A 19,099-nucleotide genomic window follows, 5' to 3' on the forward strand; every position below is an offset into this window, starting at 1 on the left:
AGTGTGTCCTAGCGTGTCTAAGTGTGTTGGCGTATCCGAACATGTCCTAGTTTACTGCCACCTGGCTTGAGCCTACTTGAGCCAGGTGTCTTCATCCTGACGCAGGTAAGCCTTGAACATCTCCAGATTGTCTTTGGTCGTGAGCTTGATGTTCTTCTCCGAGCCGGCGGCGAAGTAAAGGCGGACCCCCAGCTGGACCATCATGGTGTTGGTGTAGTTGGACCCGTCGATACCGATCTTCTTCTCGAAAGCTTCATGATATTTGGAATCCAGGAGGTCGAAACGGTAAGCCTGCGGGGTGGAGACGCGACGGAGCTTTTCACGCGGAATGTATTCGGTGGTGGTGGAAGGGTCTTCCGGATCCACGAAGAAGATTTGCTCGTTGTAAGGCAGGGAGGTCACGGCGTTGCCATGTTGACGGGCGATGCGCAATACGTCGGAAAGGATGGCGGAATCGACCAAAGGGCGCACGCCGTCATGGATGACCACCAGGTCGTCCGGTTGGGCGATGCCTTCTAGGCTATAGACTCCGTTGCGGATGGATTCTTGGCCGGACTCGCCTCCGGGGACGATTGTGATCAGCTTGTCGATGTTGAACTGCTTGGCGTAGGCGCGGGTGACCTCTTCCCAACCTTTGATGCAGACCACGACGATTTTATCGATTTCGGGGTGCCGCTGGAAGCTTTCCAAAGTATAGACGATGACGGGTTTGTCGAAGACGTTGATGAATTGCTTGGGCAGGTCCTGGCCCATGCGGGAGCCTGAACCGCCTGCGATGAGTACCGCGATGTTCGCCATTTAAAACCTCCGCTGGACAGACCCTGCCTGAATTCCTTCTTTTTTATAGAGCTTACACGCATGTTTAGTCTTGACTGGGCTTTCGCTTACTCCCGCCATGCTTTCATTTGATGATTCACCCTCTTTTCCACAGGTGGCAAAGTCATGTAATCGCCGTATATGCCGGTCAGATAGCTATCCCAGCAAGACATGGCTTTGAATCGTTCGCCTTCGAAGGTCACTTCAACCGTGTCTTCATACCCCTTGATGGGCATGCGTTCGCCAGCCCCGTAGAGTCCGTTGGTGAGGGCACCGACATACCCCGTGGATCCATATGGGTTTTCCTTGGCGATCCGATTGATTTTGTGCATGGCCTTTTTCCCCAGCCAATGATTCCTATCTATTGACTGGAAACAGCGTTTGACGATTTTTCGTAGGAAAGTTGTCCCCTCGTGAGGATTTGCATAGGACATGCTAAGAATTTTACGGTAAAAGGTCACGCGACGGTAAAGCTTTTGGGTTGCTGCAGCTGAATCGGGCAAGCCATCGATAGGCATGATGTCGATCCATAGATGCCCTGGATTTTGATTAAAACGTTCTTGAACATGCACTTTTGTCGAGACGAGTTTAACGAAGGTCGATTCCTCGAGGGGGACCAGATAGATATCTTCCAACTCGAGCCTTTTGAGTGAATGGTTGTGGTGGATGAAATCGATCATTTTCATGTAGTCATATCGTGGCATTCCAACGTCGATGTCATCGTCCCAGGGGATGAATCCCTGATGACGGATTGCGCCAAGCAGAGTACCGCCGATGAGCGTGTATTTCAAATTCAGACTGCTGCAGAGTTCCTTGAAAGCAAGAAGGATGTTAAGCTCTTCTTTCTTTATCTCGTCCGCTGAGAGAAGGTTGCTTGTCCTATTCTTCGCAGGTTGGATCAGGGTTCTTACGTTGCTCATAACAGTACATTATATATGAGGAGCCTTCCGAGACAGATGAAGCGAATCCAACAAATTCCTGACATGTAAAAGCAACGAATCGGCGCTCAAAGATGAATATATGCTTTCTGCGGTTTTTTGAATGGAAAATCGTGGTAGAGCTTATTTTCTGCTGACGAGCCGCAACAAGCAGTCGTGTAGCTTTGGGCATAAGGCGAAGATGAGAAATCGAATTTTTGAGGATAACGGGCAGTCCGAATCCATTAGAAGTTTTCCGTAATGCCGTCTTACATATTTAATGATTCGTGAGTCAATCTTCCGGGCTTGAAGCGGCTGATCAATGATGGTTACTACCACTGAATGCAATCGTACATAGGAGAGAACTGTACGGTACAGGATAGCGGCCTTCAGCGGTCGTGGCTGTGAATAAGCCCATCTAGTCAGAGAGTTGATGGCATCGATATAATCATTTGCTTGTGTCAGTTTTGCATGGCGTCTATGCACTATTGAGCCAGTCCGCTGAACATAGCCGTATGTAGGCTCGGAAATTAGAACGAAACTACGGCAGCTGGAAAGAATTTTGCCTATCGTAGCCAAGTCTTCATACACTTTTCCGATTGGGAAAAAATCGTCTGTAAGATCCGACCGTAAGAATAGCTTGCCACAAGCACACTCGGGTATGCGATTGTAAAGTGTGTCGTGAATCATCTGTTCTTGGGAGATCATGCGGTTGTGAGACGGTTTTTCCCATTTGATGTCATGGGCCACAGCCTTCTTGAAACTTTCATTTTGAATTTTTGCGATTGCCATTGAACCAGGGTTCTGTTTGGCGGCGGCTACCATAGATGCGATGTAGTAGGGCGAGACTACGTCATCGCCATCTACGAAAGCGACATACTTACCAGTTGAGCTGGCGATGCCGGTATTTCGTGCGGTTGACAGCCCCCCGTGTTTCTGATGAATAACGATGATTCTTTGGTCTAAATCTTGGTAATGGTCGAGAAGCTTTCCCGTCATATCTGTCGAGGCATCATCGACTAGTATAAATTCGCAACTCGGATAGGTCTGTCGTAGAAGGCTATTTACACAATACTCCACGCAGTCGTGGATATTGTAGAAAGGAACTATCACGGAAACTTTCGGGCAAGAATCTTTCATAGTTGAGGCCTTTCACTATTAATTCCTATCTTGATTTCTGCACTCCTCGGGGCTGTGGAGAGCAAAGGGGCGGATTTATACCCATATCAATTATGTATTTATTGCTCGACGCACGTTAGCGCCCCGGGTACACTGGTAGGGACAGAAGAAATCAAAATCACGGAGAAAAGAGAGGCGGTGCCAAGAAGACTCCGCAAGAAAGCTTGAAAGCTGGAATCATCATAAGCCAATAACCAAGAAACCAAGAAAAGCAGGCGACGTAAGAGGCAATAAGGCAAGCAAGGTCGGGTAAGGTAAAACAGGATACAGGAGAAGGCCATGGAGCAGAGGAAACAAGCCAAACATCTACCGGATGATCAGCAGGTCGAGGGGAAGCTGCTCTGGCGCAAGGCCAGACACGTGGATGAACCGGCGGACGGTCAGACGAAAGCGGCGGGGAAGGCCCTGGCTGCGGTGGCCCCATCCCCTCGGCGCGAGCGCAACTACGGGATCGACTTCATGCGCATCTTCTCCATGTTCTACGTGCTGATCCTGCACACCCTCGGCGCCGGCGGGGTGCTGGACAACGCGGCGGCCGGCTCCTTCCAGTACGCGGTCAGCTGGCTGATGGAGATCGGGGCCTACGGGGCCCTCAACGTCTTCGGTCTCATCAGCGGATATGTGGGCTACCGACCGACGCCCAAGGAGCCCGGTCAGCCCCGGCGTGTCCTCAAAATCTCCAGCTACCTCAGCCTCTGGCTAGAAGTGGTCTTCTACGGGGTCGGCTGCTGCCTGGTCTATATGGTCATCGCCCCCGGCAAAGTGACCGGGGCGGACGTGCTGCGCTGGGTTTTCCCGGTCTCCAACGGGGTCTACTGGTTCTTCACCGCCTACACCGGGGTCTTCTTCGTCATGCCCCTGCTGAACCTGGCCGTGGAGCATTGCGACCGCCGGACCACCGCCGTCTTTCTGATAGTGGTTTTCTTCGTCTTCTCCCTCTTCGACACCTTCTTCACCCGTTTCGACCTGGAAGGCGGCTATAGCTTCACCTGGCTGGCCATGCTTTACCTGATCGGGGCCATCGTCAAGAAGTATCGATTCAGCGACTACGTGAAGCCGCCGCTGGCCCTGCTGGGGATCGTGCTCATGACCTTGGTCTCCTGGGGCTGGCTCATGTCCGGCTTCTCCTTCAGCGTGTACGACACCGACGTGGCCAAGGACGTGCTTGTCTCCTACACCTCGCCGACCATCCTGGTCATGTCCGTGCTGTACCTGATCATCGGCGCCCAGTTCAAACCCAGCAAGACCCTCACCAAGATCGTCAAGTTCCTGGCGCCCGGGGCCTTCGCGGTTTATCTGATCAACACGCAGGATTACATGTGGAACGTCGGCATGTCCGACCGGTTCGTGTGGCTGGCGAGCCGACCGACCATCCTGATCATCCTGGTCACGCTGGGCTTCTCTCTGGTCTACGTGGCCGCCTGCCTGCTGATTGACAAAGCGCGCGCCTGGCTCTTCCGCCTTCTGCGCGTTCCTCAGGCGACGGCCGCACTTGAGCGCGGTTGCCGGAAGTCGCTTGGCCGTGGACTGTAAGGCTATGCGGCGTCGGCTTGCGGATGAATCATTTGGGAGATGGGTAGCAAATGCCCTCTTGATAGTCGGAATCTGAGCCGATCAAGTCCGTGATTGCTTTGGAGACGGATGTATCGCCATCAATATGTTTGCGATAATCATTCAACATGATGATGGTGGAGAAGACGCTCTGATTACTGTATTTCATTTGTTTCGGCCGTAGCTTTTTAGGAACAGGGGCCGCAATATCAAGTGGCCTGTGCCAGAGTTGACTATGGTGAGCGCAGCGATTTCGCAGAGTGGAAATCGAGTGTAAAGTGTTCGGGAAAGGGACCCACTGGATTCCAAGACCGCTAGTCACTGCTTTCGCTGGTCCGTTATCTTTAAAATCGCTGAGCATGCGGGAGAATTTTCCCAGACTGATGACTTCAACCGCGACCCAAATCGGAAGCTTTTCATAGCCGGCATAGGCATTATCCAGATGATCGCTGCGGTAATGCAATATCATCTTGCTATTGCTTCGTTGAATGTTAGAGAGAAGCCCGCCTGGAACATTGATCGGTTCGCCGTCGTGAGTTGTATTTGGGAAATAGAGTTCGGGCTTAAGGTAGAACGCTCCGTTCCCGTAGGATTGCCCTAAAGCATGTGCATACCTCGTTTTTGTGGCGGTTTCCACATAGCTGATTTGTTCGAGAAGCAGATGTCGAAGTTGGTGGTCTTTCAGCATAATTTCGCAGATGTGGTTGAAATTGGTAGAAGGCATGAAATTATTTTTTCCGTGGCGTGGGTCCTCCTGCCAATGGCGGGCATACCCGGAGAATCGATAGTAGTTCATATTCGTCAGGAACTCTTTAAGTGCGTTCGAGTCCTGACAATTCAGGCCACGTTCTTCAATCAACAAATCAGTCAATTGATCAATCGTCTTAAAAGGCTTCGATGAGGGGGCGGCCATTGCTCTCCTTAGCAAGAATACAAAACGGCCCCCCGCATTTCAGGATAAAACCCGGAAAAAGGATTTTATTAACCTTGGGGAGGCGCTGTTAAGACTGATTTTACTCCTTCCGAATGAAAAAGTCATTGTTATAATTGGCTGGCGGGTCATACGCGAATATGGATAAATATTGAGATAAGTTTGGCTAAACGAGAATAACGAGAACCGGCTGACGAGAATCCAGCGGTCCCAGGAATTTGCTAGCCTGACCCTATGGGAAGCCTTGAAAATTCAGCCGAGTATTGCCATGATCAAGATGCCGATGACCGCCATGATGCCGGTCCTTGCCCTGATTTCTATGCCTTGATTCCGGCTGGGGGGGTGGGCTCGCGCCTGTGGCCTCTGAGCCGGGCAGACAAGCCCAAGTTCCTTTACGACCTCACCGGTTGCGGCCGCACCATGATTCAGGACACGGTGGATCGGCTGGTTCCTTTGTGCGGGGCAGAGCACCTAGCGATCAGCACAGGCCTGAGGCATGTGGACGCGGTCATGAGGCAGCTGCCGGGGCTTGCGCCAAGCCAGATTTTCGCCGAGCCGATCGGACGGGATTCCATGACCGCCATCACCTTAGGGACGGCGATTCTGGCCAAGCGTCATGGGCAAGATATCATCGTGGGATCTTTCGCCGCCGACCAAGTCGTTTCCGACCGCGGCCGCTTCGAACCCGTTGTGCGCACGGCCATCGCCGCCGCCCGCGCCGGCTACGTAACCACCATCGGCATCACCCCTGATGGGCCATCCACCGCATTCGGATACATCCACCAGGGGGGCCACTTGGAGGGCAAGTCTTTGCAGGGCGAGGGCCAGGCTTACCGTGTCCGGCGCTTCGTGGAGAAGCCGGATGCCGCTACCGCCGCCGGCTACCTCGCCCAAGGCGGCTACCTGTGGAACGCCGGCATGTTCATCATGAAGGCCGGCGTCCTGCTGGACCACGTGGAGCGCCTGCATCCGGACATGTTCCAACAGATCCAATCCATCGTCGCCGCCTGGGACACCCCCGCCCAAGAGGAAACCGTGGCTGCTATCTGGCCGCGGATCGAGAAGATCGCCTTCGACTACGCCATCGCCGAACCGGTCTCCGCCGAGGGCGGGGTGGCGGTGGTCCCCGGGGACTTCGGCTGGAACGACATCGGCGATTTCGGCTCCCTTTCCGCCTATATCCCCGCGGTCGATGAGGCCGGGAACCGGATTTTGGAATCCGGCAAGAGGATCGTGAAACTGATCTCAATAGACTCGAAAAATAACCTGCTTGTTCGGGATAAGTCGAGTGAAGAGTCGGCGAAAACTATCGCCCTGATTGGCGTGGAAGACTTTGCTATCGTCGACACCGAAGACGCCTTGTTGGTCATGCCAAAATCCCAAGCTCAAAAAGTGAAGAAGGCGTCCGGACTCGCCGAAAAAGCCTAGCCGGGCAGCGTCCGTCATCAAAGAAAAAGAACGTTCAAATCCCCGAGAATTAGCCATTCTCCAGGCGACACACAGTGTCCTTTCAAGCCGATACCATAGTATGCGTAACCGAACGGCGCTGGCGGTTCAAGCTGCGGCGCTTGACAAGGGCTTTGCGAACGGCGCAAGGCTGTAGAAAGGGACCTCAATGTCTATCAATCCTCCCGTGGATGCACAGAAGACCCAGGCTTGGGCCAATTTGCAGAAGCATTTCGACCAGTTGCAGAAGGATGGCATCAACCTGCGCCAGTGGTTCGCACAGGATTCTCAGCGTGTGCAGAGCCTGAGCTTTGACGCCGGCGACCTTCATTTCGACCTGTCCAAGAACCTGGTGAACGCTGAAACCATGCGCCTGCTGGCCCAGCTCGGCCACGAGGTCGGCCTGGAGCAGCGCATCCAGGACCAGTACCATGGCGTGCACATCAACAACACCGAAGACCGCGCCGTGCTCCACACCGCCTTGCGTCGCCCCGCTTCCGATGAAGGCAAGTTCGTCGTTGACGGTCAGGACACGGTCAAGGACGTCCGCGAAGTTCTGGACAAAATCTACGCCTTCGCCAACAAGGTCCGCTCCGGCGAGTGGGTCGGCGTGACCGGCAAGAGGATCGAGACCGTGGTCAACATCGGCATCGGCGGCTCCGACCTGGGTCCCAACATGGCCTACGAAGCCCTCAAGCCTTACGCAGACGCCGGCATCTTCGCCCGTTACGTCTCCAACATCGACCCCAACGACCTGGCCGAGAAGACCAAGGGCCTCAACCCCGAGACCACCCTCTTCATCATCGTTTCCAAGACTTTCACCACTCTGGAGACCTTGACCAACGCCCGTTGCGCCCGCACTTGGCTGCTTGACTCCCTCCAGGCCCGAGGAGCCATCGACGGCTCCGATGAGCAGAAGGCCGACGCCATCAGCAAGCACTTCGTGGCCGTTTCCACCGCTTTGGACAAGGTCGCCGCCTTCGGCATCGACCCCACCAACGCCTTCGGCTTCTGGAACTGGGTCGGCGGCCGCTACTCCGTGGATTCCGCCGTCGGCACCTCCCTGGCCGTGGTCTTCGGGCCGGAGAACTTCGAGAAGTTCCTCCAGGGCTTCCATGCCATTGACGACTACTTCGTCAACACCCCGCTGGAGCAGAACGTGGTGGCTCTCATGGGCCTCATGAACGTGTGGTACGTGAACTTCTTCGGCGCCCACTCCCACGCCGTCCTGCCTTATGATCAGTACCTGCACCGCTTCCCCGCCTATCTGCAGCAGCTGACCATGGAGTCCAACGGCAAGTCCGTGCGCTGGGATGGCACCCCCGTCACTTATCAGACCGGCGAGATTTTCTGGGGCGAGCCCGGCACCAACGGCCAGCACGCCTTCTATCAGCTGATTCACCAAGGCACCCGTCTGATTCCCGCTGACTTCATCGCTTTCGCCAACACCCCCAACCCCACTAAGGATGGGGACCAGGACGTGCACGAGCTCTTCCTGGCCAACTACCTGGCACAGACCCGTGCTCTGGCCTTCGGCAAGACCGCCGATGAAGTGCGCGCTGAAGGGACCGCCGAGGCCATCGTGCCCGCCCGCGTCTTCTCCGGCAACCGTCCCACCACCTCCATCTTCGGTGACGCTCTGACCCCCTTCTCCTTGGGTGAGCTGATCGCTCTCTACGAGCACATCACACTGGTGGAAGGCACTGTTTGGGGTCTGGATTCCTACGATCAGTGGGGCGTGGAGCTGGGCAAGGTCCTGGCCAAGGAAATCACCCCCGCCATCTCCAAGGATGACAACGCCCTGGCCGCTCAGGACGCTTCCACCCAGTCCCTGATCCGCTTCTACCGCGCTCATCGCCGGTAAAGCGGGCTGGCTCAGAGCTGTCTGAGAACTGCCGTATAGCTGATATTGGCTGAGGCTGTCTTATGATCGACTTAGGGATGTCTACTGGCTGAGAGCTGTTGTAGGTATCGATAGCAGCCGAAAATAGCGGCCGAATATGGAAAGACCCCGGATAAAACCGGGGTCTTTCTCGTCCTAATTTATTTAATCTTTAATCTTTAACTTTTAACTTTTAATCTTACTTTCGCCTACTATTTATCTATTACTTTATCTATCCTTTATTTTCTGCTTTGTCAACTTTCTGCTTATCTTTCTCCCCGTTGGAAGGGCCGAACGGTGAGAATTTTCGTATTCGGATTGCTGCAGCCGATGTATCCCTTACCTTTGAGGGGGATGGTCAAAGCCTTGGTCTGATCCGGCGGGTAGACCATCAGCGTGTCCGCCGTGATGGGGGAGCAGGCGGAGGAGTCGAAGAGGTCGGCGTGGACGATCCGCAGCTCGGCGTGGGCGGACTGACCCGGCTGGAGCCTGACGGTGGTGGGGGAGACGGAGGAATCCATGGTGGCCGCCGCCCCGATTTGCTTGCCTTTGGCCAGCAGGGAGACCCCGGCGTAACCGCGGACGGTGCAAGAGCGCGAGCCGGTGTTGGTCAGGACCAGGTAGGGGTAGCTGCTGCCGGCGCCTGAGCCGGAGCCGAAGGTCAGTTTGGCGCTCAGCTCGTCGCTGGAGCATTCGCCCGCAGTGGCCGCATGACCACCTTTCGGGTTTGAAGGGCGTGCGGAGGTCGAGGACTTGCCTTGGCCCTCTGAGCCTTTCGATTGGGGGGAAGACGAGCCCTTCCCCCCGGTTGAGGGGGACGAGGGCGTCGAGGAAGACGAGGAAGACGAGGTTTGGGAGCTGGTCGATTCTCCACCTGTCTGATTGTTGGCGGAGGATGATCCGCACGCGGACAAGGGGGCGATCAAAAAGGCGCAAATCGCTAGCAGGGTGGCGGACGATTTCGTCGCCTGGCACATCCACTTTGATGCATGATGATGAATCATAAACCCATCATACCTTCGTTTTCGCGGTGCGTCGAGACACGGGCACGCGCGAGTTTTCTGTCTGTGAGAAGGGGTATAGTGAAATCATTCATCCCTCGTGGACGTGAATTTGCCGCCGATGTCAGGTGCGGCAAATATTTCCGGCAGAACTCCCTGAAAGGGCTTATTCTGTCTACTTATCCGAACTATGAAAGGGTTAGTCCCGTGGCACAAAGCCAAGATCTTTCTACTATGAAGCTGACAGAGCTCCGCGAGACCGCGAAGAAAATGGGGCTCAAGAACGTGTCCGTCCTGCGTAAGGCGGATTTGATCAGCACGATTGAAGGAGCACGCAGGGACGCGTTGGCCGCCGCCGGCGCTGATATGACGGGAATGACGGCGCCTGCCGCATCTTCATCTTCCTCCGCGGCCACTGCCGGGTCGGCTCCTGTCAACTCGGCTTCAACCGAGCCTGCTTCAACCGAGCCTGCTTCAACCGAGTCTGCAAAGGCGGGCTCGGCTTCTGCCGGCTCAGCCGCTGCTGGCTCATCCGCTGCTGATTCAGCGAACACGAACCCGGCGAACGCCGCTAACTTGGCGAACGCCACCGATTCGGCGAGAGCCGCCACTTTTTCATCTGGAGCTGACGACGATTTTCGACAGTCCCGGCATTCCAACGATTTTAACGGCCGTGAAGAGTCCAGCGTGAACAGGTCGGACCGCTCTGACCGCGCCGATTATGGCAACCATGGGGATAGGACTGAGCGTGGCGAGCGGGCCGAACATACCGACCGCGCGGCTCGTTTCGACTATTCTGACCGGGATCGGTCCGAATATTCCGGCAACCGGAGCTCCAGCCATCGCCCTGGCCGTCGCGTCAACGTTCGGCGTGCCCGGAAGGGTGAAGAGACCATCCCGCGCGTGCGCGTCTCCCGTTTTGGCGACGAGCCTCAGAAGCCGGAAGGCGACCTGCTGGATACCTTGGGTATCAAGCTTCCCATTCCCGACGAGCAGGATTCCCGTTCTGACCGCTCCTCGCACGACCTGGACACTGCTCCTCGTCGCCGTCGCAACCGGAACGACGACCGCTCCCAGGACGATCAGGGGGACGGTTCCGACCGTCTGGCCCGTCTGAACGCCGATCTGGACAATCTTCTGGCCGCCATCCCCGACCGGTCCGGAGCCGAAGGGACCGTTCGTAATGCCGGCCTCTCTCGTGATGACGAGACGGATTTCGGACGGCGTCCCCACGAATCCCGTTCGTATTCCGACCATGATCTCCGCTTGGATCGGTCCTCCGACCGCGGAGACCGTAACGACCGCAATGCTCGCGGGGGGCGCGATGATCGTGGTGATCGTAACGAGAGGAACGACCACAGTGACCGTTCCGAGCGAACCGACCGTGGTGATCGCACTGATAGGTCCGACCGCTATAATCGCTCCGACCGGATGGATCGCTCTTCCGATCGCGTCGATCGCATGGACCGGCCCGACCATGATCAGCCCCTGAATCGTCGCAATCGCAAGAACCGCAATCACGAGGCCGAAGACCAACAGCCCGAGTTCTTGGTGCCCGTCGCCGGCATCGTCGATATCCTCGATTCCTATGCCTTCGTGCGCACCAGTGGCTATCTGCCCGGTCCCAGCGATGTCTACGTCTCCATGGGGCAAGTCAAGAAATATGGCCTGCGCAAGGGTGACGCCGTCCGAGGCACCATCAAGCCGCAGCGCGAGGGAGACAAGCCGAACAAGCGCCAGAAATTCGTCCCCCTGCAGACCATCGAATCCGTCAACGGGATGGGCATCGAAGAATCCCTGGCCCGACCGCAATTCTCCAAGCTCACCCCTCTCTATCCGCAGGAACGCATGCGCATGGAGACCACCCAAAACAAGCTGACCGGCCGTGTGATGGATCTATTCTCGCCCATTGGCAAAGGGCAGCGCGGTCTCATCGTGTCGCCTCCGAAGGCGGGCAAGACCATCACCCTGCAGGAGATCGCCAACGCCATCGCCACCAACAACCCCGAGGTGCACCTGATGGTCGTCCTGGTGGATGAGCGCCCGGAAGAAGTGACCGACATGCAGCGGACCGTTAAAGGGGAAGTGATCTCCTCCACCTTTGACCGCCCCGCCACTGACCACACCACCGTCGCCGAGCTGGCCATCGAGCGCGCCAAGCGCCTGGTGGAGTTGGGGCAAGACGTGGTGGTCCTGCTGGATTCCATGACCCGCCTGGCTCGTGCTTACAACATCGCTCAGCCGGCGTCCGGACGCATTCTGTCCGGCGGCGTGGACGCGCAGGCCCTGTACCCGCCTAAGAAGTTCTTCGGCGCCGCCCGCAACATCGAAAACGGCGGGTCCCTGACCATCATCTCTTCGGCCCTGGTGGAGACCGGGTCCAAGATGGATGAAGTCATCTTCGAGGAATTCAAGGGGACCGGCAACATGGAACTGCGACTTTCCCGCGATCTGGCGGAAAAGCGGATGTTCCCCGCCATCGACATCAACGCTTCCGGCACCCGCCGGGAGGACCTTATCACCCCGCCTGCGGAGCTGGCCATTATTTATCGCCTCCGTCGCGCTTTGGGCGGGCTGGAGCCTGAAGCCGCCTACCAGCAGATCGTCACCCGCCTTAAGCAGACCAAGTCCAACCAGGACTTCCTGGCCCTGATGGGGCGCGGCTCCTCTGCGGCCTAAAGCCGCCTTCGTCGTGGGCCCTTGCTCAGGCTGTGTACTTTATGTACTTGGTACTTGGTACTTGGCCTGGGCAAGGGTTTTTAATTTTTTGGGGCTGGAGGCTGGAGTTGGACAGGTTCAGTTGACCTAGGCCGGGGCTTAGGTTTACCTGTGGACTTGGCCAAGCTTGGGATTTGGCCGGACTTAGATCTGCGCTGCGTGCCTTGCCGGGCTTGGATTGGCCTAGGTCGAAGCCATGTACTTGCCCATAGGAGTTGGTGGGACCTCGGACTCACGCCTGAACCCGGGGTCGGATTGAGTCTAGGTTTCTGTGAGCTACTTTGCGTGTTTTCCGTGTGTTTTTTCGTGAGTTTTTCGTGCGTGCGCTAGGTCTGGCTTCCCCGCCGTGGACTAAGTCAAAGTATAAAAAATGAGTGGCTTAAAAGGCGGGGTCCTTTCCGCAACATTGAGTTAGTCCACACGAGGTGACGGATGAAACGCAGGAAAGTGAAAAATCGAGCTGAAAAACACCAAATAATAGCCGCGGATTGATAAAAACGCCGTTCAACCCCTAGCTTTTCCCGTTATGTCCGTGATTTTTCCGTGAAATGCGCCTGAAATGCGTCGGCGTATGGGCGATACGCGCCTGCGTATGCCCGATGCATACCTGTGCGCGTCGAGCTAGCACTGAATATGCACTTCAACGTGCATAATTCCGCATTCGCGACATTCGCAGTCGCTGAAAAGGGGAAATTAAAAAGGTGGTTGCCCAACCTATCAGGTTGGGCAACCACCGTGAACTTAGACCGTGGCTTGTCTTACTTCTTTTTGGCTGGAGCTTCTCCCAGAACGCTTTCCACGGCTACCACGGAGTTTTGTGCTTCGGCGGGAGCGGTGGATACGGCGATGCCTTGCGCTTCGGCGGATGCAGAAGCAGAGGCGGTCTGCGCTTCGACGGCGGAGGCGGATGCGGCGGCCTTAGCAGCAGTAGCAGCTTCGGCAGCTCCGGTACCCTTTTTATCTCCGGCACTCCCAGTACTCCCGGTCGATTCCAGAGTGATTGGCCCGGTCGCATGACCGGCCTCGGCAATGTCCACCAAAGCCGACTTCACGAAGTCAAGCCCGGAAACATCCATTTGCAAGGTTGCACTGAGAATAGGGGTCTTCATGGGAACCTTGTTCTCGGACTTGATTTTGCGCAGGGCGGCCAAGGCGTCACCGGCCCATTGGAGCATGGCAGGGTCCATGCCATCAGCGGCTTGGCGGTAAGGAGCGGCCTGGGGCCAGGCAGCGCGGTGAACCGAGCCGCCGTCCTCGTGCATCCAAGACCAGACCTCTTCCGTGGCATAAGGCAGGTAGGGGGCCAGCAGACGGGCGAATGCGTCCAAAGCCAAGCCCAGAGTGGTGCGGGCGGAAAGCACTTCCGCCTCGGATGGCACCTGGCCGGTGGCCTTGGCCGTGCCGTAAGCGCGGTTCTTGGCCAGCTCGATGTAGTCGTCGCAGAACTGCCAGAAGAAGGTCTCGATGGTTTCCAGAGCCCGGGCGTGGTCGTAAGAGTTCAGCGCCTCGGTCGCGGTCTCGATCACGATGGCCAAAGCTGCCATGACGGCCTCATCCAGGTCTACGGTCACGTCTGAGAACTTCCACTCGGCCTGCTGGCTGGCTCCCACATGATGGTTCTCGTCTTCGCGGCCAATGGCCAAGGCGAACTTGGTGGCGTTGAGCAGCTTGATGGCCAGGCGGCGGCCGATCTTCATCTGACCGACCTCATAAGCGGCGTCGGTTCCCAGACGGGCGCAAGCGGCCCAGTAGCGCACGGCGTCGGCTCCGAACTTCTCGATCGGCTCGGTCGGCACGACCACGTTGCCCTTGGACTTGCTCATCTTCTTGTGATCGGGGTCCAGAATCCAGCCGGACAAAGTGGTATGAGCCCAAGGCAGGCAACCGTTTTCCAGGTGAGATCGGTCGATGGAGCTGAAGAGCCAGGTCCGGATGATGTCCTGCCCTTGAGGACGCAGATCCATGGGGAAGGTGGCCTTGAAAAGGGCCTCGTTCTCTTCGCCCGGCTCCGCCCAGCGGGTGACGATTTGCGGGGTCAGGGAGCTGGTGGCCCAGGTGTCCATGATGTCCTTCTCGGCGGTGAAGCCGCCGGGCTGGTCGCGCTGCTCTTCCTGGTAACCTTCGGGCACATCGTTGGTGGGGTCAATCGGCAGGCGGTCCTCGGACGGGGCCAAAGGATGGGCGTAGTCCACGGTCCCGTTCTCGCTGATGGGATACCAGAGGGGGAAGGGGACGCCGAAGAAGCGCTGGCGGGAGATCAGCCAGTCGCCGTTGAGTCCGTTCACCCAGTTTTCGTAGCGGACCCGCATGAAATCGGGGTGGAAGTCGAGCTCCTTGCCGCGCTGGATGAGCTGGGCCTGCAGGTCGCGGTCGCTGCCGCCGTTCTTCAGGTACCACTGGCGGGAGGTGACGATTTCCAAAGGCTTGTCGCCCTTTTCGTAGAAGTTGGTCATACGCTTGGTGGGCTTGGGCTCGCCGTCCATAGCGCCGGTCTCGCGCAGCTCATCCACGATTTCCTTGCGCGCGGAGAAGGTGGTCTTGCCAGCCAGACGGGCATAGAAATCGCGCCCGGTGGGGTCGGTGATCCAGTCCGGGGTGTCCATGACCAGGCGGCCGTTGCGCTGCAAAATGGAGCGGGTGGGCAGATTAAGCTCACGCCACCACTGCACGTCGGTCACGTCGCCGAAGGTGCAGCACATGGCGATGCCGGCGCCCTTGTCCATCTCCGCGGCCGGATGCGCCACCACGGGAACCTCCACGTGGAAGAGGGGGGAGGAGACCTTCTTGCCGAAGTAAGCCTGGTAACGCTCGTCGTCAGGGTGGGCGATCAGGGCCACGCAGGCGGGCAGGAGTTCGGGGCGGGTGGTCTCGATGTAAATGGGGGAGCCGTCTTCTAGGTAGAAGGCGATCTTGTGGTAGAAGCCGTCATACTCGCGGCTTTCCAGCTCGGCTTGGGCGACCGCGGTCTGGAAGGTTACGTCCCACAATCCGGGAGCGTCCTTCTGATAGGCCTCGCCTCGAGCCAGATTACGCAGGAAGGCCTTCTGAGCCACCCGCCGGGGATGTTCGCCGATGGTGTGATAAGTCTGGGACCAGTCGATGGACAGGCCCAAAGTACGCCACAAGTCTTCGAAAAGCTTCTCATCTTCGGCGGAAAGCCTTTCGCACAGTTCGATGAAGTTCTGCCGGGAGACGGGAACCTGGTCCTTGGCCTGGATCTTCTTGCCGTTGGTGCCTTCGTAAGGCGGCTTGAAGTCAGGGTCGTACTTGAGGGAGGTATCCACGCGCACGCCGTAATAATTCTGCACCCGGCGTTCGGTCGGCAGGCCGTTGTCGTCCCAACCCATGGGATAGAAGACGTCGTAGCCGTTCATGCGCTTGAAGCGGGCGATGATGTCGGTGTGAGTGTAAGAGAAAACGTGGCCCACGTGCAGGTGTCCGGAGACGGTGGGCGGCGGGGTGTCGATGGAGTAGACGGCCTTGCGGTCGCGGGTGTTGCCGAATTTGTAGGTCTGCTTGGCCTCCCAGTCGGCTGTCCACTTCTTTTCCAGGCCTTCCACGCCCACCTTGTCCGGCAAGGGGCTGAGGTCGGCCTTGACGAAGGCCTCGCCTGCGCCTTCGTCCGCGAGTTCGCTTTTGCCCGCGTCTGCGTTCGCGCCTGAAGCGGCCATGGCGAGGTCATTCCCCTCGAAAAGGGTCGAATTATCAGTCTTTTCAGTCATAAAGTGAATTTTACGGTTTCAGTCTGACATGGTTTTTCTAGGTTCTTTCTGGGTTTCCCCCCAAGTTTTTCCTGGCATTTCGGGCTGATTAAGTCGCCTGTGACCGGCTTTCTGCTTTCTGGCATTCCCATTTACGACTTTTGCCTTCTACTTTTTCTGTAGACCGTCCGCAAGGGGCAGGTAAGAGGAAGGGGATGTGGTCCGGATGGAAGTGAGGGAATTCTGGTGGATGACTAGGGCGTCCTCCTCGAACAGCCAGGCGACGGCGGCTTGGTCGGTCAGGCGGGCGGCGGTTTTCTGCAGGTTGGACTGGTACTGGGAGTCGTTGCGGGAAAGGCCAAGGGCCGCCCGGTTCTGATCGGTGACCGAATCGGTGAAGTTGAGGAAGCCGTCGGGGTTGGTCAGGTCATCCATGTCGTGCGAGCCGGAGAAGGGGACGATGGCCAGGTCGTACTTTTTGTCTTGCAGGACCTGCTTGGTGAAGGCGGCGTCATCGACCACGGTCAGATTGAGGTGCTCGCCGGCCGCCGCCAGCTGCGCGTTGACCGCCCGCCCGATCTTCTCCAGGCTCTTGGGGCAGAGGAAAAGGCGGGGTCGATAGCCGAAGTAGGAGAGGAGTTTTTGCCCGGCTTGCACGTCCTTGTGGTATTGGGAGGTGAAGTCCTGGAATCCCGGCTCCACGCTGGGGATGGGCCCGGTGAGGGCGTGCGCGTGAAGGCCGGTCGCGGAGATGAGGGCGTTCTGATCCAGAAAGTAGCGGTAGGCCTCGCGGAACCTTTGCTCGGAGAAGACCGAGTCGGCCGAGGAGTTGAAGGCCAAGCCGACTCGCCGGCTGGACCCGCTGGTATCCACGGTCAGGTTCATGGAGGATTTGGCTTGGGAGAAGGTCTTCTGGCTGGTCGGTTGCGCGGGAAGATAGGCGTCGATGGTCGCGGCCTGCACGTCTTTCCAGGCTTGCTCAGGGTCGCTGTAGTAGCGGAAGGTCACGTTGGACCCTCGGAAGGACGCGTATTGATGGTCCCTGCGGGCCGTCAGCTTCAAAGAGGCGGGGGCCGATTCCCCTCCTTGGGATTTCGCGCCTGCCTTGGCAGGAGAAAGCTTCGAGACCGTGTAAGGGCCGGTCCCCACCGCGCTCGCGTCCTGGGGCCCGCCCGCCGCCTGGCTGTAGACGACGCCCAGGCGCCCGCACAGGAGCCAGGCCAATTGCGGCAAGGGGGACGAGAGGCGGATGATGACCGTCCTTTCCCCCTGGTTTTCCACGGATTTGGCCGCCCGGAGAGGGGCGTAGGCCGCTTCGTTGCGCTGGATGCCGGTCTTGAGGGACCAGACCACGTCGGAAGCCGTGAGTTTCGAGCCATTCGAGAAGTAGATCCCGTCTTTGAGATGGAAAGTATAGGTCAGGCCATCAGGGCTGAGGGACCAGGAGTCCAGCAGGGGGGAGGCGGAAGCGGGGACGTTCTGATTGGGGTCGCGTTTGAGCAGGCTTTGGTAGACGTTGTCCTGCAAGGCCTGGCTGGTGGCGTCGTCGGTGGAGGCTGCCAGATTGAAGTTGGCTGGGGCCATGGTCGTTCCAATGGTGATTTCGTCCGTGGATTGGCCGGGCAGGGAAATCCGCTTGGTCGTGATGTAGCCGTAAGCGAGATAGGCGATCAAAGAGAAGACGATGAGCAGAATCAGGAAAAGGACCCATTGTCTGGGCATGATATGCTGACTGCTGCTTCTTCCGCTTTTACCGCTTCCACCGTTTATGGCATATCCGCCGCTTTTGGCGCTTCCGCTATCCGCTTTTGCGCTTGCCTTTTCCGCTGCCGTGGTGTCAGAGTTCCCTGAAGTCTCCATAGGCCACAGTCTACATGGTCAGACCGTCATCCGATCCCAGGCAGTCGTCTGATTCCGGGCACATAGTCACATAGTCACATAGTTAATCAGGCAATCAGCCAAAAATAATCAGTCAAATATGTCAGATATAGAGACCGAAACTGGGGCAGGTGTCCCGCAAGGGGCAGATCAGGCATTCGGGCTTTCGGGCGTGGCAGGTATCGCGCCCGAAATCGATCAGCCGATGGCTCAGGTCCCGCCATTCCGTAGGCTCGAAGGCCGCGGTGACTTCCTTCTCGATGGCCACGGGGTCGTCCTTGGTCTTGTTCCAGTCGGAACGCCAATGCAGGCGCTTGGTGACCCGCATGACGTGGGTGTCCACGGGGAATCCCGGCAGGTCGAAGGCGTTGCCCAAAATCACGTTGGCCGTTTTCCGACCGACGCCCGGCAGGGTGGTCAGCTCTTCCATGGTCCGGGGGACCTCGCCCCCGAAGCGGGTGATGAGGTCGTTGGCGATCATGACCGCATGCTGAGCCTTGGTCCTGAAGAAGCCGATGCTGTTGATGATCTCGGCCACCTCGCTGGGATTCGCCTGGGACAGGGCCAGCGGGGTGGGGAAGCGGCGGAAGAGCTCCGGGGTGACCTTGTTGACCTGCACGTCCGTGGTCTGCGCGCTCATCATGGTGGCGATCAACAGTTCGAAGGGGTTGGAGAAGGTGAGGGCTGATTTGGGGGTCGGGTAGACCTGGCAGAGGATGGCGTATTCCTTGTGCATGCGCAGGTAGCGGGTTTTCTTGGATTCGCGTTTGGCCGCATTCGTTGCTTGTGCCGCCTTCGCCTTGCTTTTCGCTCCTTTGGCTGGGTTCGGACCTTTCATTTCGCGTTTCGCTGCTGTCTTGTTCGTGGTTTTGACCGCGCTTTTAGCAGTGCCTTTTGCGGCCTTGGCCGCGCCTTTGGCCGTTCTTCTGGCCGGCTTCCGTCTCTTGCTCGCTGCCTCCTGGATTTGCGGGCTTTGGTCTGGTTGGCTCCGTTGGAGGTCATGGTCGTGCTGGTCTTCCGCGTCCTGTGCTTTCCGTGTCCTGGCTGTCATGGGGACCATTATATCGCCGGCGGGCAGT

The 19,099-nt window shown here is 57.6% G+C and carries 12 protein-coding genes; 4 read left to right on the forward strand and 8 right to left on the reverse strand.

Annotated elements, in window-relative coordinates; genetic code table 11:
- Window positions 1–72: 72 nt before the first annotated feature.
- The 3 genes from PSDT_RS01120 to PSDT_RS01130 all read right to left on the reverse strand — a co-directional run bounded on the left by PSDT_RS01120 (window position 73) and on the right by PSDT_RS01130 (window position 2,873).
- Window positions 73–798 (reverse strand): IspD/TarI family cytidylyltransferase, encoded by a 726-nt coding sequence (locus tag PSDT_RS01120; protein ID WP_006289561.1) that lies wholly within the window; start codon window positions 796–798, stop codon window positions 73–75.
- Window positions 799–884: 86 nt separating this feature from the next.
- Window positions 885–1,736: a LicD family protein gene (locus tag PSDT_RS01125; RefSeq protein WP_006290719.1), complete on the reverse strand. Its 852-nt coding sequence runs from the start codon at window positions 1,734–1,736 to the stop codon at window positions 885–887.
- A gap of 141 nt (window positions 1,737–1,877) precedes the next feature.
- A complete protein-coding gene (locus tag PSDT_RS01130) occupies window positions 1,878–2,873 on the reverse strand; it encodes a glycosyltransferase family 2 protein (protein ID WP_006289563.1) in 996 nt (331 codons plus the stop codon).
- Window positions 2,874–3,191: 318 nt separating this feature from the next.
- Between PSDT_RS01130 and PSDT_RS01135 the strand changes: the two genes are divergently transcribed.
- Window positions 3,192–4,445, forward strand: a complete 1,254-nt coding sequence (locus PSDT_RS01135; protein WP_006290718.1) for an acyltransferase — start codon at window positions 3,192–3,194, stop codon at window positions 4,443–4,445.
- Between the two features lie 28 nt (window positions 4,446–4,473).
- Here PSDT_RS01135 and PSDT_RS01140 read toward each other — a convergent pair whose 3' ends face one another.
- Window positions 4,474–5,376: an Abi family protein gene (locus PSDT_RS01140; RefSeq protein WP_006289565.1), complete on the reverse strand. Its 903-nt coding sequence runs from the start codon at window positions 5,374–5,376 to the stop codon at window positions 4,474–4,476.
- A gap of 252 nt (window positions 5,377–5,628) precedes the next feature.
- Between PSDT_RS01140 and PSDT_RS01145 the strand changes: the two genes are divergently transcribed.
- Together PSDT_RS01145 and pgi are read left to right on the forward strand one after the other, a co-directional pair.
- Window positions 5,629–6,822, forward strand: a complete 1,194-nt coding sequence (locus PSDT_RS01145; RefSeq protein WP_006289566.1) for a mannose-1-phosphate guanylyltransferase — start codon at window positions 5,629–5,631, stop codon at window positions 6,820–6,822.
- Window positions 6,823–7,009: 187 nt separating this feature from the next.
- Window positions 7,010–8,704 carry a glucose-6-phosphate isomerase gene (pgi, locus tag PSDT_RS01150; protein ID WP_006289567.1) on the forward strand — a complete coding sequence of 565 codons (1,695 nt, stop codon included), beginning with the start codon at window positions 7,010–7,012 and terminating at the stop codon, window positions 8,702–8,704.
- Window positions 8,705–8,988: 284 nt separating this feature from the next.
- Here the strand turns inward: pgi and PSDT_RS01155 are convergent, their stop codons facing one another.
- A complete protein-coding gene (locus PSDT_RS01155; protein WP_006290717.1) occupies window positions 8,989–9,726 on the reverse strand; it encodes a DUF4232 domain-containing protein in 738 nt (245 codons plus the stop codon).
- 204 nt (window positions 9,727–9,930) lie between these two features.
- Here PSDT_RS01155 and rho point away from each other — a divergent pair, with 204 nt between their 5' ends.
- On the forward strand, window positions 9,931–12,402 hold the full coding sequence (gene rho / locus PSDT_RS07995; protein WP_006289569.1) for a transcription termination factor Rho: 2,472 nt from the start codon (window positions 9,931–9,933) through the stop codon (window positions 12,400–12,402).
- A gap of 797 nt (window positions 12,403–13,199) precedes the next feature.
- Here the strand turns inward: rho and valS are convergent.
- The 3 genes from valS to nth form a co-directional block, all read right to left on the reverse strand.
- Window positions 13,200–16,163, reverse strand: coding sequence for a valine--tRNA ligase (gene valS, locus PSDT_RS01165; protein ID WP_006290713.1), 2,964 nt, complete (start codon window positions 16,161–16,163; stop codon window positions 13,200–13,202).
- Window positions 16,164–16,310: 147 nt separating this feature from the next.
- The gene (locus tag PSDT_RS01170) at window positions 16,311–17,864 is read right to left on the reverse strand and encodes an ABC transporter substrate-binding protein (RefSeq protein ID WP_036737467.1); all 1,554 of its coding nucleotides are present in this window, start codon (window positions 17,862–17,864) and stop codon (window positions 16,311–16,313) included.
- Between the two features lie 259 nt (window positions 17,865–18,123).
- Complete coding sequence (nth, locus tag PSDT_RS01175; protein ID WP_036737606.1) at window positions 18,124–18,756, reverse strand: endonuclease III; 633 nt, start codon at window positions 18,754–18,756, stop codon at window positions 18,124–18,126.
- Between the last annotated feature and the right edge of the window lie 343 nt (window positions 18,757–19,099).

This window comes from Parascardovia denticolens DSM 10105 = JCM 12538 (assembly GCF_001042675.1).
GTDB lineage: Bacteria > Actinomycetota > Actinomycetes > Actinomycetales > Bifidobacteriaceae > Scardovia > Scardovia denticolens.